Source organism: Yinghuangia aomiensis (assembly GCF_039542225.1).
GTDB lineage: Bacteria > Actinomycetota > Actinomycetes > Streptomycetales > Streptomycetaceae > Yinghuangia > Yinghuangia aomiensis.
The window spans coordinates 1-14181 of record NZ_BAABHS010000075.1 but is presented as its reverse complement, the minus strand read 5'-3'; the positions used below and the strand labels follow the sequence as shown (position 1 = coordinate 14181).

The 14181-nt window shown below is 71.4% G+C and carries 13 protein-coding genes; 5 read left to right on the top strand and 8 right to left on the bottom strand.

The window, feature by feature from the left end; all coding sequences use genetic code 11:
* Positions 1 to 133 precede the first annotated feature (133 nt).
* The gene (locus ABEA93_RS41680; RefSeq protein ID WP_345681237.1) at positions 134 to 1339 is read left to right on the top strand and encodes a CaiB/BaiF CoA transferase family protein; all 1206 of its coding nucleotides are present in this window, start codon (positions 134 to 136) and stop codon (positions 1337 to 1339) included.
* Positions 1340 to 1470: 131 nt separating this feature from the next.
* Here ABEA93_RS41680 and cspE read toward each other — a convergent pair whose 3' ends face one another.
* Together cspE and ABEA93_RS41670 are read right to left on the bottom strand one after the other, a co-directional pair.
* Positions 1471 to 1674: a transcription antiterminator/RNA stability regulator CspE gene (gene cspE / locus ABEA93_RS41675; protein ID WP_020557813.1), complete on the bottom strand. Its 204-nt coding sequence runs from the start codon at positions 1672 to 1674 to the stop codon at positions 1471 to 1473.
* 314 nt (positions 1675 to 1988) lie between these two features.
* Entirely contained in the window at positions 1989 to 3029 is a 1041-nt protein-coding gene (locus ABEA93_RS41670; protein ID WP_345681236.1) for a carboxymuconolactone decarboxylase family protein, read from the bottom strand.
* A gap of 521 nt (positions 3030 to 3550) precedes the next feature.
* On the opposite strand from ABEA93_RS41670, the gene ABEA93_RS41665 reads away from it, so the two are divergent.
* Both ABEA93_RS41665 and ABEA93_RS41660 read left to right on the top strand, forming a co-directional pair.
* A complete protein-coding gene (locus ABEA93_RS41665; protein WP_345681235.1) occupies positions 3551 to 4045 on the top strand; it encodes a hypothetical protein in 495 nt (164 codons plus the stop codon).
* Between the two features lie 252 nt (positions 4046 to 4297).
* On the top strand, positions 4298 to 5674 hold the full coding sequence (locus ABEA93_RS41660) for a hypothetical protein (RefSeq protein WP_345681234.1): 1377 nt from the start codon (positions 4298 to 4300) through the stop codon (positions 5672 to 5674).
* A gap of 24 nt (positions 5675 to 5698) precedes the next feature.
* Here ABEA93_RS41660 and ABEA93_RS41655 read toward each other — a convergent pair whose 3' ends face one another.
* Positions 5699 to 5887 (bottom strand): hypothetical protein, encoded by a 189-nt coding sequence (locus ABEA93_RS41655; RefSeq protein ID WP_345681233.1) that lies wholly within the window; start codon positions 5885 to 5887, stop codon positions 5699 to 5701.
* A 160-nt stretch (positions 5888 to 6047) separates the two neighbouring features.
* Positions 6048 to 6857: a crotonase/enoyl-CoA hydratase family protein gene (locus tag ABEA93_RS41650; protein WP_345681232.1), complete on the bottom strand. Its 810-nt coding sequence runs from the start codon at positions 6855 to 6857 to the stop codon at positions 6048 to 6050.
* A 201-nt stretch (positions 6858 to 7058) separates the two neighbouring features.
* Here ABEA93_RS41650 and ABEA93_RS41645 point away from each other — a divergent pair, with 201 nt between their 5' ends.
* Positions 7059 to 8675, top strand: coding sequence for an acyl-CoA synthetase (locus ABEA93_RS41645; RefSeq protein ID WP_345681231.1), 1617 nt, complete (start codon positions 7059 to 7061; stop codon positions 8673 to 8675).
* A 243-nt stretch (positions 8676 to 8918) separates the two neighbouring features.
* Here the strand turns inward: ABEA93_RS41645 and ABEA93_RS41640 are convergent, their stop codons facing one another.
* Positions 8919 to 10460, bottom strand: a complete 1542-nt coding sequence (locus ABEA93_RS41640; protein ID WP_345681230.1) for an acyl-CoA synthetase — start codon at positions 10458 to 10460, stop codon at positions 8919 to 8921.
* A gap of 117 nt (positions 10461 to 10577) precedes the next feature.
* Between ABEA93_RS41640 and ABEA93_RS41635 the strand changes: the two genes are divergently transcribed.
* Positions 10578 to 11219 carry a TetR/AcrR family transcriptional regulator gene (locus ABEA93_RS41635; protein WP_345681229.1) on the top strand — a complete coding sequence of 214 codons (642 nt, stop codon included), beginning with the start codon at positions 10578 to 10580 and terminating at the stop codon, positions 11217 to 11219.
* A gap of 194 nt (positions 11220 to 11413) precedes the next feature.
* Here ABEA93_RS41635 and ABEA93_RS41630 read toward each other — a convergent pair whose 3' ends face one another.
* From ABEA93_RS41630 to ABEA93_RS41620, 3 genes are all read right to left on the bottom strand, one after another.
* Positions 11414 to 12196 (bottom strand): SDR family oxidoreductase, encoded by a 783-nt coding sequence (locus ABEA93_RS41630; RefSeq protein ID WP_345681228.1) that lies wholly within the window; start codon positions 12194 to 12196, stop codon positions 11414 to 11416.
* A gap of 114 nt (positions 12197 to 12310) precedes the next feature.
* Positions 12311 to 13216 (bottom strand): oxygenase MpaB family protein, encoded by a 906-nt coding sequence (locus tag ABEA93_RS41625; protein WP_345681227.1) that lies wholly within the window; start codon positions 13214 to 13216, stop codon positions 12311 to 12313.
* 20 nt (positions 13217 to 13236) lie between these two features.
* Complete coding sequence (locus ABEA93_RS41620) at positions 13237 to 13836, bottom strand: hypothetical protein (protein ID WP_345681226.1); 600 nt, start codon at positions 13834 to 13836, stop codon at positions 13237 to 13239.
* Positions 13837 to 14181 lie beyond the last annotated feature (345 nt).

Genomic DNA, 14181 nt, shown 5'->3' with positions numbered 1-14181 from the left:
TCGCGGGGCACCGGGCGGCCAATCCCTTTCAGCCACGACATCGGCTCACCCATGCCAGCCATACCCGGACCCCCGGGCGTCCCGATCTTACGAATGATCAGAAACAACCCACGAAGAAAGGTATGGACTGCCCATGAGTGAGACCGGTCCGCTGCGGGGAATCCGCGTGCTCGATCTGTCGATTGCCGCGACGGGGCCGTACGCGGTCGCGCTGCTCGCCGACCAGGGCGCGGAGGTGATCAAGGTCGAGCGCCCCGGCATCGGCGACATCGCGCGCTGGGTGGGGGTGGCGATCGGCGGGACGAGTGCGCTGTTCGCGTCGTGCAACCGCGGCAAGCGGTCGATCGTCGTGGACGTGCACACGGGGGAAGGCCGCGACGTCGTGCGGGCGTTGGCCGCGACGTGCGACGTGGTCGTGCAGAATTTCCGGCCCGGCGTGGTGGAACGGCTGGGCCTGGGCTATGCGGACCTGGCGAAGGGCCGCGACGACCTGGTCTATGTGTCGCTGTCCGGGTTCGGCCCGGACGGCCCGTACGCCGGCAAGTCGGCCTACGACCCGGTGATCCAGGCCTACGCCGGCCTGGCCGTCAACCAGGCGGACGTGCCCGCCGACGGCGAACCGGAAATCCCGGTGTTCCTGCGCCAGTCCGCCGCCGACAAGGTCACCGCGCTGGTGGCGTCGCAGGCGATCACCGCGGCGCTGTTCGCGCGCGAACGCGGCCTGGGCGGCCAGCATGTGGAGCTGTCGATGCTCGACGCGGTGACGTCGTTCCTGTGGGTCGACGCGACGGGCAACGAGGTGCTGCTGGACAGCGACGGCAGCCGGAACTCCAGCTTCAACAAGACGCTGAAGCCGATCCGGTTCCAGGACGGCTGGGCGGTCGTCGCGCCCACGTCGGACGCGGACTTCGCGGGCATGTGCCGGGCGTTCGGCGTCGAAGGGCACGACGACCCGCGGGTCGCCACCATCGGCGAGCGCATGAAGCACCCGGAGTTGACCAGCGCGTTCGTGCAGCGCTGCTACAAGGCGGCGCTCGTCATGGACGTCGGCGCGGGCATGGCCGCGCTGGAGGCGCAGCGGGTGCCCTGCGGGCGCGTGCTCGCGCCGGCCGAACTCCCGGACGACCCGCACGCGGTGGCGGTGGGCCTGTTCGAGGAATCCGTGCACGCCAAGGCCGGGCGGCTGCGCATGCCGCGGCATCCCGCGCAGTTCGCGGGCACGCCCGCGGCGCTCGGCGCGCCGTCGCCGCTGCTCGGCGAGCACACCGACGAGGTGCTCGCGGAACTGGGCATGGCGGACCGGATCACCGCGCTGCGTGCGGCCGGGGTCGTGGGCTGATCGTCAGGCCGGCCCGAAGGCGGGTCCGGAACTGACGGCCCGTAACGCTTGTACCCTGCACGCATATACGCGAAGGCCCGCCCGCGGTTCCCCGGGGCGGGCCTTCGCCGGCCGTACCGGCCGAAGCGTGATCAGAGCGGGCGAACCATCTCGGCCTGCGGGCCCTTCTGGCCCTGCGTGACCTCGAACTCGACCCGCTGGTTCTCCTCAAGCGAACGGTAGCCGTTCGTCTGGATTGCCGAGAAGTGGACGAACACGTCGGCGCCGCCGTCATCCTGGGAGATGAAGCCGTAGCCCTTGTCCGCGTTGAACCACTTGACCGTACCGGTGGCCATGTCTTCTTCCTTCATGAAAACCTCGGCCGCCGCACTTCGCGGCGTCCGGGTCGCTTACGTCGAGTGGTCCCACTCCCCGCGAAGTACTCCGGGATGGAAAAACGCCTACGGGGCAGTCAAGTCCGCAGGCGTCGGTCTTGCGAGGGAACTACTTCTACTGCTTGCAACCGCGAGCAACGTTACACGGGAAGATCCGGGTGCAACAGCCCTTCGCCACCCGAATCGTACGGTCCGCGGACGGCGGGTCCGCGGCTGTTTCACGGGCCCGCCGCCGTTCGCATACCGGCCATGTCGCCGTCATCCGGCCTGCGGATTCACCCGCCCGGGGTGGGTATCACCATGGTCGGAAAATCGTGCGGAACGGTCCCCAGGGTGACCGCGATCTTCGAGAAACCCATGAAGAGCGCGAGCCCGGCGGCCAGCTCCACGGTGCCGTCCGGGCCGTACGCGGCGAGCAGGTCGTCGCGCACCTCGGCTCCCCTCTCCTCGCCCATGCCGTGCGGGTCGCCGAGGAAGAAGTCGGCGAACCGGATGACCACCTTGTGGCGTTCCTCGAGGGTGCTTTCCTCGAAGCCGTCGGCGATCAGCTCGACGAGGTCTTCGCCGAGGCCGTCCTCGCGGGCTTGCGCGAAGCGGACGTTGCGGCAGTAGCGGCAGCCGGTCACGCGGGCGTTCCGCAGCCGGGCGACCTCCTTGGACGGGTGGTCGACCACGCCGTCCCACCACAGCGTCGCGTACATCCGCAGGAACGACGCCAGCAGGTCGGGCTGGAGCGCGAGCGGGCTGGCCGCGATCGGGTCGGCGGGGTCGAACACCGGCGGGCCCGGCGGCGCGTCGGGGTCCAGGCCGGGCGGATGGACGAGCATCGGGTACGGCAGGTCGGGATCGGTGTCCTGCGCACCGAGCACGACCTGGAAGCGGTCGAAGCCGTCGAAGATCGCGCACACCATGGCGAGCCCGACGAGCCCCCCGTCGCCGAGCAGCCCGGCGAGCTGCTTGCGCTGCTCGTCGGTCACCGACTCGGGGGCGAGCACGAACTGCTCGGCGAACAGCAGGCATGCGGACTCGGCCGGCGTGAACACCGGGTCGTCCGAGCCGTACGGCACGCGCGCGATCCGGGCCTCGTCGAGGCCGGTGTGCACGGCGGCACGGCTGCGGGCGGCTTCCTCGACGCCGCACTCGAGCAGTCCGGCGATGCGCAGCCGGACGAGTTCGGTGAGGACGGGGTCGAGGACGTCGGGCGACCAGACGCGGGTCACGTAGTCGCGGTAGCGGGTGTAGAGCGAAGGGCGCAGTCCGAGTACGCCGTCCAGCTCGGTGAGGCCTTCGGCACTCTCCGGTAGCCAACTGGGCACAGCGGCACCTCTCCTTCCCACGTTGGCGCGTACGGGCGGCGTACGCGGGCGGCTCCGCCGCGACGGGCACGGAGAGTCCGTCGCGGCGGAGGAAGTGGCGGGTCTCCGGCGATCCGGCGGCATATGTAACAGATGCTCCGTGCAGCCGGAAGAGGCGTGCGGGCGGCGCGCCGAGGCGGGTTTCCGGCACGCCGCCCGCCCCGGCGGCGGTGCGTGACGACGCAGCGACACAAGGTGCGACACGGTGTCCGCTGAGCGGACACGAGGCCGGAAAACCGAGGCCGCAACCGTCCGGGTGGGGTCGCCTACGGAGCGCACAAGTAGACCGTTTTGTTCTTTTCGTCACCCTTGCTAAACCCGCGAAGGTCGACAATTTCCGACATTTCGGTGTGACTTAGCTCATCTTTTGACGCGTTTGGCGGTCTCCAGGCCGCATCCTGTCCAAGGCGGTCTGATCCACAGGCCGGCACCACACACCGCAGCCTGTGCAGTAGACCGCAACAGACCCCGAGGAGCCGGACATGGACCTCGACCGCAAGGATTTGACCCCGGAATGCGCCGCCGCCGCCCGGAAGCTCGCCGGCACGGTGATCGCGCAGCGCACCGGGTCAGCCGTACGCCACCCGGCGTTCGCCGGCTGGGCGGGCGTCGTGGCCGGGCAGGCCGACGACATCGCCGCGGGCGCACCGCCGTTTCCGCGCGCCAGCCTCAGCTACCTGGCCCGGTCCCTGAGGGACGCCGCGCACGCGCACGGCAGCCGCGACCACGAGGCCGCCGCCGCGTCGTTCGCGTCCGCCCTGCGCTTCGCCCGCAGCCTCCTGCGCACGCTCGACCGGTATGCGCCCGCCGCCATGCCGACGCTGTGCGACGCGTGCGGGGAGCCGTACGTCGCCGGACTCGCGCGCGTCCCGCGGCAGATGCCGTCACGGCATGCCGAAGACGGCCCCGCGCACTGGGTCACCAGCCACGGCGCGACGTTCCGGGCGGAGAGCCACGTGCCGTGCTCCGCGGCCTAGCCGTACCGACCGCCAGCACGGACCGCTCCGGGGCCTCGGCTCGCCGCCGCGACTGAGCATCCCGGACGGGCACCGCGCACCGGGCCGGGGCTTCGGCTCCGGCCCGCCTGGCGTTCACGCGGACTTCGCCCGCACGCCACCGCACCGTGAGGAACGTGTCGACGCGGTCACCTAGCGTGCGTCCATGAGCGAGCGAATCAGCCAGGGGGATGCGGTTCGCGAATGCGGCGCCGAGCGCAGCGCGGTGCCGGCATGAGCGTGCCGACGGTCGCACCGGCGGCCCCCTCGACCGCGGCCGCTCCCCCGCCGCGCCGGACCCCTGCGGTCCACGACACCCTCCCGCGCCCCGCGCGCACTCCGCGTCCTTCCCTGCGGCCGCGACTCCGCGGCGCGCCCGCCCGTATCCGGGCCACCACCGCTCTGGTGATCCTGCTGCTGGCCGCGCTGTTCGCGGCCCTCACCGTCGGGGTCGCCAAAGCCCGCGGCAACGTGCACGCCGTCGGCCGCAGCGCCGCGCCGCAGGCCGCGACCGCGTCCGACCTGTACTTCGCCCTCGCGGACATCGACGCGCAGGTCGCCAACGTGCTGCTGATCGGGCACGACGAGCAGATCGGCAACAAGCAGTCCGCGCTGCGCCAGTTGCGGCTGCGGCGCGCCTCGGTGAACACCGACGTGCAGGCGCTGATCGACCGCGGGCTCGGCACCGCGGACGCCGGCACCGCGGGCGAACTGCTCGCCGGACTCGCCCGCTACGACGCCTTGGCCGCGCAGGCGCAGGCCGCGGACGACCAGGTTCAGGACCGGCCCGTCGGCCGTCCGCCCGCACTCGCCGTGAACTACTACCTCGCCGCGACCGCGCTGATGCACCAGGACCTGCTGCCGGCCGCCGACCGGCTCGGCCGCGGCGCCGAGGACCGCTTGTCGGCGGCGGCGAGCGACGGGAGTTCGACGGCGAAGCTGACCTCGGCGGCCGTGTGGGCGGTCGGCGGGGCGACGCTGCTGACCTTGCTGGTCTGGCAGTTCACCCTCGCCCGGCGCTTCCGGCGGATCCTCAACCCGGGGCTGGCCGCGGCGACGGTCGCGGTGGCGGTGCTGACCGTGCTCGGCGGTTCCCTGCTGTCCGACCAGGGCACGCGTGTGCGGGACGCGAAGAGCACGTCGTTCGACCCGTTCAGTGCGCTGGCGCGCACGCGCGCGGTGGCGTCGGACGCCAACGCGGACGAGAGCCGCTACCTGATGCTGCCCGAGCGGGAGGGCTACTACCGGGCCCAGTTCGCCGCCAAGTCCACAGCCCTGGACCCGACTTCGACGTCCCCCGGGCTCACCGCGCGGCTGGCCGCGTTCCGCCGCGACGACAGCGCGCTGCAGGCCGCGGTCGCCTCGGGCCGCCGCGACGTCGCGATCGGCATGGCCACCAACGTGGGCCGCGGCAACTTGGCCTTCGAGTTCTACGACTACCAGAGCACGCTCGACACCGAGGCCGACGCGCACCGCGCGGCCTTCGACACCGAGATCGCGGACACGGAGGACGCCCTCGACGGGTGGACGTGGCTGCCGGGGGTGGTACTCGGGGTGGGCGTGGTGCTGGTGGTGTTCGGCATTCGGCCGAGGCTGCGGGAGTACGCCTGAGCGCGACGCTCGCGGGCGTCGGCGTCAGTCGTCCGTCCGCGCCCCTTCCGCCTGCGACGTCTCGCTCGCGTGGGACGTCTGCTCGGACGTGACGTCCTCGTCGGACGGGTGCATGTCCCGGCCGGTGACGATCACCCGCTCCGGCGACATCACCACGTGGACGTCTTCGTGCGACTCCTGCTGGCCGGGCTCGTGGACCTGCGTGTTCGGCATGGAATCCTCCAGCGGCGTCGGTGCGCGCCGGGACGCGCGGTTCCGCCGGACTCCATTGTCCCTCGCGGGCGCCCGGTCGGGTACGCCGTCGCGCTCCCGACCGGTGCGCCCCGCGCCGGCACCGGCGCGGCCGCGGCTCACGCCGCGGCGGACGGCCCCCTCACGCCCGGCGGAAGACCGGCTTGCGCTTCTGCGCGAACGCCGTCGGGCCCTCCTTGGCGTCCGCGGTGCCGAACACCGGCTGGCCGATCTCCAGTTCGCGCTTGAGGGCGTCTTCCTCGGACAGGTCCGCGGTCTCGATGATCGAGCGCTTGACGGCCTCGACGGCGATCGGGCCGTTGCCGTTGATGACGGCGGCGATCTCCAGCGCGGCCTCGACCGCGGTGCCGGCCGGGACCACGCGGCCGATCAGGCCGATCTCGCGGGCTTCCGCGGCGGTGTAGCGCCGCCCGGTCAGCAGCATCTCCATCGCGTTGGTGTAGCCGATCTGGCGCTGCAGGCGCACCGTCGAGCCGCCGAGCGGGAAGAGCCCGCGCTGCACCTCGGCGATGGCGAACACCGCGGTGTCGCCCGCGACGCGGATGTCGGTGCCCTGGAGGATCTCCGTGCCGCCCGCCACGCAGAAGCCCTCGACCGCGGCGATCAGCGGCTTCCGCGGCCGGTGGTGGCGCAGCATGGCCTTCCAGTGCAGGTCCTTGTCGGCGGCCATGCGCTCGCGGTAGACGGCGGTGTCGCCGTCCGCCATGTCGGCGCCGGCGAGGGCCTTGAGGTCCATGCCGGCGCAGAAGACGCCGCCGGCGCCGGTGAGGACGATCGAATAGATGTCGTCGTCGGCGTCCGCCTCGAGCCACGCGTCGTAGAGGCCCACCAGCATCGGCAGCGAGAAGGCGTTCTTCGCCTCGGGGCGGTTGAGCGTCACGAGCAGCGTGCCGTCGCGTCGCTCGACCAGCAGGTGCGGGTTGGCGGCCAAGGCCCCTCCTTGAACGTGGATGTACGTGGATGTACGTGGATGTGCGCGCGTGGCTGCCCACGGGTGGGCAAGGACACACGGGAACGGCGATCATTGTCTCAGTCAAGGGTGTGCCGCGGTCAACAGCGTCACAACGTCCGCGGCACAGTAATTGCGTCACACTATGGAATTCGGCGATGCTGTCGGCCTACGCTCCGGGCCATGGAATTCAACCTTGCCGACCTCTTCGAGCACGCGGTTGAGCAATACCCCGACCGCGAGGCCGTCGTCGCCAATGGGGCGCGCCGGACATACTCCGAATTGGAGGAACGCGCGAACCGTCTCGCGCACCATCTGGCCGACGCGGGCGTCCGGCCCGGCGACCATGTCGCGGTTTATGCCTACAACATCATCGAGTGGGCCGAAGCGATGCTGGCGATCTACAAGATCCGCGGCGTCTGCATCAACGTGAACTTCCGCTACGTCGCCGACGAGCTGGCCTACCTCCTGGACCAGGCCAAGCCGGTCGCCATGCTCTTCCAGCGCCAGTTCGCCGACCGGGTCGCCGAGGTCGCGCCCAAGGTCACCGGGCTGCGGCACCTCGTGGTGATCGAGGACGGCACGGACGCGGACACCGACGCGCTCGGCGCGGTGCGCTACGAGGACGCCGTCGCGGCGGGCAGCGCGGACCGCGACTTCGGCCCGCGCTCCGGCGACGACATCTACCTGCTGTTCACCGGCGGCACGACCGGCATGCCCAAGGGCGTGCAGTGGCGCCAGGAGGACGTCATCTTCGCGCTCGGCGGCGGGATAGACCCGACCAACGGCGACCGCGTCGACCGCCCGGAGCAGCTCGCCGAGAAGGGCCGCGGCGGGGTCGGCACGTTCTTCCCGATCGCGCCGCTCATGCACGGCGCGACCCAGTGGGGTCTGCTGAGCAACCTGGCCAAGGGCCAACGCGTGGTGCTGATCGACAAGTTCGACGCGCACGACGTCTGGATGACGGTCGAGCGCGAGAAGGCCAACGTCATCATGATCACCGGCGACGCGATGGCGCGGCCGCTGATCGAAGCGGTCGACGAGCCGCGCCCGGACGGCCGCGAGGGCGGGTACGACCTGTCGTCGATGTTCGCCGTGTCGTCCAGCGCCGCGCTGTTCTCGCCGTCGCTGAAGGAGGCGTTCATGGAGCGCCTCGGCGTCATCGTGTCGGACGCGATCGGCGCGTCCGAGTCGGGCGCGAACGGCGTGGGCGTGGCGGTCAAGGGCCAGGCCGCGAACCAGGGCGGCGGCATCACCGTCAAGGCGGTGCCGGACTCGGTGGTCCTGGACGACGACCTGAACCCGCTGCCCGCGGGCGTGGTCGGCCGGCTCGGCCGCAAGGGCAACATCCCGCTCGGCTACCTCGGCGACCCGGTCAAGACCGCCGAGGTGTTCCGCACCGCGCCCGACGGCACCCGCTACGTCGTCCCCGGCGACTTCGCGCGCCTGGAGGAGGACGGCCGGATCACCCTGCTCGGCCGCGGCTCGGCGACCATCAACTCCGGTGGCGAGAAGATCTTCACCGAAGAGGTCGAGGGCGCGGTCAAGGACCACCCGGACGTGTACGACGCCATCGTGGTGGGCGTCCCGCACGAGCGCTGGGGCCAGACCGTCGCGGTCGTCGTCCAGCTCCGCACCGGGTCGGCCGAGCCGACGCTGGACAGCATCCAGGAGCACTGCCGCACGAAGATCGCCGGTTACAAGGTGCCGCGCGTGCTGCGCTTCGTCGACGAGACCCGCCGCACGCCGACCGGCAAGCCGGACCTGCCGTGGGCGCTGGCGGTGTGCACCGCGGAGTAATCCGCGGCCGCCCGGAAGTATTCGGCCGGATTCCCGTTCCCGGGGATCCGGCCTTTTCCGTCTCCGGTGCCGTCCAAGTTCTCGTTTCCGTCGGCCGGTCGACACGTGTCACCGGAATTCCGCACGGAAATCACCGGCGGCCGCGGGCGGAAAAGCCCAGCCGAATACACCGCCCGGTCCACCTCCGGGCGGTGTATTCGGACAACCGCCTGTGCGGGCTGCTTGACGCCCCTGGAATTCGCGTCAGACGGCCCGCTCGCGACCCTCCCAATAAGGATCGCGCAGGCGGCGCTTGCGGAGTTTCCCGTTCGGGTCGCGCGGCATCTCGGCGACGAAGTCGACGCTGCGCGGACGCTTGTAGCTCGCGAGCTGCTCGGCGCAGAACGCGATGAGGCCGGCGGCCAGGGCCTCGCCCGGCTCGTGCCCGGCGGACGGCTCGACGACCGCCTTGATCTCCTCGCCCCAGTCCTCGTGCGGGACGCCGAACACCGCGACGTCGCCGACCGCGGGGTGCCGCAGCAGCGCGCTCTCGATCTCCGCGGGGTAGATGTTCTGGCCGCCGGAGATGATCATGTCGATCTTGCGGTCGCGCAGGAACAGGTAGCCGTCCTCGTCGAGGTAGCCGACGTCGCCGACGGTGAACCAGTCGCCGATCCGGCCGCCGCGGGTCTTCTCCTCGTCGTTGTGGTACTTGAACGACCCGGTCTTCATGATCATGTAGACCGTGCCGACCTCGCCGGGCGGCAGCTTCTCGCCGTCGTCGCCGAACACCGCGACCTCGCTGATCGGCCACGCCTTGCCGACCGTGCCGGGCTTGGCCAGCCAGTCCGCGGCACTGGCGAACGTGCCGCCGCCCTCGCTCGCCGCGTAGTACTCCTCGATGCAGGGGCCCCACCAGTCGATCATGCGGCGCTTGAGGTGGTCGGGGCACGGCGCGGCGCTGTGCACGGCATGCCGCATCGACGAGACGTCGTACTTCTCCCGGACGTCGTCGGGCAGTTGCAGCAGCCGGTGGAACTGGGTCGGCACCATGTGGGTGTGCGTCACCCGGTGGCGCTCGATCAGGCGCAGCATCTCCTCGGGCAGCCACTTGTCCATGAGCACCACGGCATGGCCGATGTGCAGGGACTGCGAGGCGTGTTGGAGGACGGCGGTGTGGTACAGCGGCGAGCCGACCAGGTGCACGTTGCCGCCGCCGGGGCGCAGGCCGTAGATGAGCAACGAGCCGCCGTGGCGCGCGTCTTCCGGCGTACCGGTGGGCAGGGGGCGGCGAACTCCACGCGGGCGCCCGGTGGTTCCCGAGGTGTAGTTCATCGGCATGCCGATGCTGCGGTCCTCGGGCGCGGTGTCGGGCTGTCCGGCGGTGAGTTCGGCGACCGGCCGGAACCCGGGCACGTCGCCGACGGCGAAGCGCGCCTCGGCGGGCAGGCCGGCCTCGTCGGCGGCCGCGGCGACCACGTCGGCGAAGCGCTCGTGGCCGATCAGCACCTTGGAGCCGCTGTTCTCCAGGATGAACGCCAGCTCCGGGCCCACGAGATGGTTGTTGACCGGCACGATGTACATCCCGGCCTGGGCGGCCGCCAGGTACGCCACGATGTAATCGGCGCCGTTCGGCAGCACCACGCTGAAGACGTCGCCGGACCCGAGCCCGGCCGCACGGAGCCCGTGCACGAGCCGGTTCGAGGCCGCGGCGAGTTCGCCGGCCGTCCATTCCCGGCCGTCCGGGTCGACGAGGGCCGTCTGTCCGGGATTCTCCTGCGCGTACGCCCAGAACCCGTTCGCCACGGAGCCTTCCCTTCGTCGCCGCACACGCCCGGGGCGCGGCCGCGATTGCTTGACGTCGTCCAGCACTGGCGGCCCCAGTATGTCCCCAACGAACGTTTGATGGAAGACTGAGCGCCGATGCGACCGCAACAGACTCCCCGAGCCCCCGCCCCGGCGACAGCCCCGCCGGCCTCCCCACCCGCCCCCGGAACCGGCCCGCAGCGCGCCCGGATCCTCGGCACCGCGCTCGCCCTCATGAGCGCCCAGGGGTTCGCCGCCACCTCGATGCGGACCATCGCCACCGCGTGCGACCTCAACGTCGCCACGCTCTACCACTACTTCCCCTCCAAGGCGGACATCCTCCGCGCCCTGGTCAAGGAACGCGCCTACCCCGACCGGTTCACCGAGACCCCGGCCGTCGACGCCGCACTGCCGCCGCGCGCCCGCCTCGTGGCGCTGATGACCCGGCTGTGGCAGGCCGCCCTCGCCGAACGCGCCCTGCTGCGCCTGATCCTCAGCGAGGGCCTGCGCGGCGACGAACTGTCCCGCGGCGTCGCGGGCGGCCTCACCATCGCCGCCGACGCCAGCATCGCCCGCTGGCTCGCCGAACTGTTCCCCGAACTCCCGTCCGGACGCACCCGGATCGCCCGGCTGCTGCGCGCGCTGCTGGAGACCGCGCTCGTCGACCACCTGGCCGCGGCCCGGCCGGGGGTGCGCGAGCGGCTCCGCGAGGAGGTCGCGGACTTGGCGGCACTGATCTTTCCGGAGGAGCAGGGCTGAGCGGGACGGGGATACGCCGGAAACGGCGTACTCCCCCCGGGCCTCGGGCCTCGGGCCTCGGGCCTCGGGCCTCGGGCCTCGGGCCTCGGGCCTCGCCGAGACGGTAAAGGGGCGGGTGCCGCGCGGCAACGCGCGACACCCGCCCCTTCGACCTGCGTCTGTGCTTCCGAACCCGCGTCAGCGGCGCGCAGCCGTCAACGCATCACGTGTCCCGCGTTCACCAGCAGCATCTGCCCGGTGATCGCCTTCGACCGGTCCGACAGGAAGAACGTCACGGTCTCCGCCACGTCCTCGTCCGACGCCATCTCCGGCAGCGCCATCGGCTCCACCAGCTGCGCCAGCACCTGGTCCGCGCTCTGCCCGGTGGCCTGCGACTGCATCGACACGAAGCCCTCCACCGGCGGACCCCACATCCAGCCCGGGGCCACCGAGTTCACCCGGATGCGGTGCGCGCCCAGCTCGTGCGCCAGCGCGTACATCGCCGACGTCAGCCCGCCCTTGGACGCCGCGTACGCCATCTGCGGCGCCTCGCGCGGCGGAACCAGCTGCGACTGGGTGTTGATGAACACCACCGAACCGCCGCCGTCCTTCAACGCCGGAAGCGCGGCCTTCGTCATCGCGAGGCTGCCCACCAGGTTCACCTCGACGACCTGCCGCAGGACGTCCCAGTCCATGTCGGTCAGTCCGCCGAACACCGTGTCCAGCGCCGCGCAGTTCACCAGGCCGTCGACCTTGCCGAACCGGCTCACCGCGACGTCCACCAGCGCCTGGCACTGCGCCGGGTCGGTGATGTCGGTGACGGCCCACGCCACCCGCTCACCGGACGGGTCGATCTCCTCGGCCGCCTTCACCAGGTTCGCCTCGGTACGCGCACCGAGCACCACGTTGGCGCCGTCACGCGCCGCGGCCAGCGCAATACGGCGGCCCAGACCCGGACCCACCCCGGACACGACGACGGTCTTGCCTGCGAGAATCATGCGCTCCGCTCCCATTCCCCCGTCACGCCGGTCTGACGATCCGTCAGATTACGGGCGGAGGCGCGCGAAAACCAGACCTGCGGACCGGCTGCCGCGGCAGCATCTGCTCCGGATCTACTCCGGAGCGGCCAGGTCGCGGGGCAAGCGCGCCGGCGAGGGCATGACATCGGGGCCGAGCCGCTCGACCGCGGCCTTGATGTGCGGCGACTCGTACACCGTGCGCACCACCGGCAACACCGCCGACATCGTCACCCGCAGCCCCCGCAACCCCGCGGTCACCGCGAACGGCGGCAGCGGACGATGCCCGTACATGGCATGCGCCCACGACGGGAGGGCCCCGTACGCCAAGTCCGCGATCCGCCGCCACAGCAGCTCCCGGGCCGGCCACAGCACCGGATGCACCGGCGGCCGCCGCAGGAACTCCCAGACCTCGTCGGACTCTTCGGAACGCCCCAGGGCCGGCCGCACATCCTCGAAGTACGCCCGCATGGCCGCGCCGTTGTCCGGCACCTCTTGCGGCCCCAACCCGACCAGCCCGGCGGCGGCCCGCTGCTCGGCGAAGTACCGGTCCAGTTGGCCGTCGGTCAGCGGGAAGCCCGCCCGCCGGGCGACGTCGGCGTACGACACGATCGCCGCACAGTGGATCCAGCGCAGCAGAGCAGTCTCGTCTATGCGGTACCGCTCGCCCGTCTCCGGGTCCACGGCGGTGAGATGGCTGTGGATCCGCCGCACGCGCTTGCCGATCCGCTCGGCCTCGGCCCGCGAGCCGTAGGTGCTGATGCCCACGAAGTCCGCGGTGCGGAACAGCCGGCCCCACGGGTCCTTGCGGAACTCGGAGTTCTGCACGACGCCCCGCACCGCACGCGGATGCAGCGCCTGCAGGTACAGGGCGCGCACGCCGGCCACCCACATGATGGGGTCGGCGTGCAGCTGCCACGTCACCGACTCCGGACCGAACAGACCGGGGTCCGGAGCCTCACCGCCCGCGACCGCGTCGCCCTTCGCCACCGTTTCCGTCACACGACGACTGTACGACCTGATCAGTCGACGGGCTGATACTGGCTGGTCTGTCCCTGGTCGTCGGTGAACTTGAGGACCTGCTTTCCGCTGTACGAGTCCTTGGTGAACTCGTACGTCGCGACGCGGGTCACCTTGGTGCCGTCCTTCTCCGACTCGTCGCTGCTGCCGCACCCGGTCATCCGCGTCTTGACCTTGCTGGGCTTGAAGGTGGTCTTCGCCCCCTCGACCGACACCTTGCCTTCGGTCCTGGTCGTCAGCTTGGTGGAGCACGCGTACACGGTGTTCTGCAGCAGGCCGTACTCGGTGTACGAACCGTCGCTCTCGATGGTCAGGATGATGCCGGTGCCGTTGGTCGGGGCGGCCGCCCCGGTCATCGCGTCCTCGTACTGGGTCAGCGAGATCGACGTCGTCGACCACTTGCCGACCAAGTCGGCAGGCACCTTGCCGCCGCCCTTGCCGCCGCCGCCCTTGTCGTTCTTGCCGTCCGAGTTGCCGGGCACGCCGCCGCCCGCGAACGGGTAGCCGTCGCCGCCGTCGTCGTCGCCGCACGCGGTCAGCAGGCCGGCCAACAGGACCGCGCCGACGGCCGCGGCAGCGCGCGTACGCATGGTGGATCGCATTCGGGATCTCCCCCCAGAGAAGAAAGCCGGCGCACCCGAAGTCCCCCCAGACAACCGGGCGTTCGCGAACACCCCGGTCGGTGCACCGTGTTGCGACCACGGTAGCGCGACGGGTGTGCGGCGTCCGTCCCGGGGACAGGCCTGTGACAGAACACGAACGGCACCGGAACGCGAAAGGCCGGCGGAAGTCGCGGCGGGGACCCTGGTTTCGCCTGGGCCCGGAAATGCAGAAAGCCCCGCCCGGTCACCCGGGCGGGGCTTTCTAAGTAAATTCCGGCGGCGTCCTACTCTCCCACACCCCTTCGAGTGCAGTACCATCGGCGCTGAAGAGCTTAGCTTCCGGGT

Excerpts from the sequence above, each read along its gene's own strand:
- ABEA93_RS41630 (WP_345681228.1), bottom strand. The coding sequence starts at position 12,196 with ATGATTCTCGCAGGCAAGACCGTCGTCGTGTCCGGGGTGGGTCCGGGT.
- ABEA93_RS41620 (WP_345681226.1), bottom strand. The coding sequence starts at position 13,836 with ATGCGATCCACCATGCGTACGCGCGCTGCCGCGGCCGTCGGCGCGGTC.
- ABEA93_RS41660 (WP_345681234.1), top strand. The coding sequence starts at position 4,298 with ATGAGCGTGCCGACGGTCGCACCGGCGGCCCCCTCGACCGCGGCCGCT.
- ABEA93_RS41665 (WP_345681235.1), top strand. The coding sequence starts at position 3,551 with ATGGACCTCGACCGCAAGGATTTGACCCCGGAATGCGCCGCCGCCGCC.
- ABEA93_RS41655 (WP_345681233.1), bottom strand. The coding sequence starts at position 5,887 with ATGCCGAACACGCAGGTCCACGAGCCCGGCCAGCAGGAGTCGCACGAA.
- ABEA93_RS41680 (WP_345681237.1), top strand. The coding sequence starts at position 134 with ATGAGTGAGACCGGTCCGCTGCGGGGAATCCGCGTGCTCGATCTGTCG.
- cspE (WP_020557813.1), bottom strand. The coding sequence starts at position 1,674 with ATGGCCACCGGTACGGTCAAGTGGTTCAACGCGGACAAGGGCTACGGC.
- ABEA93_RS41635 (WP_345681229.1), top strand. The coding sequence starts at position 10,578 with ATGCGACCGCAACAGACTCCCCGAGCCCCCGCCCCGGCGACAGCCCCG.
- ABEA93_RS41645 (WP_345681231.1), top strand. The coding sequence starts at position 7,059 with ATGGAATTCAACCTTGCCGACCTCTTCGAGCACGCGGTTGAGCAATAC.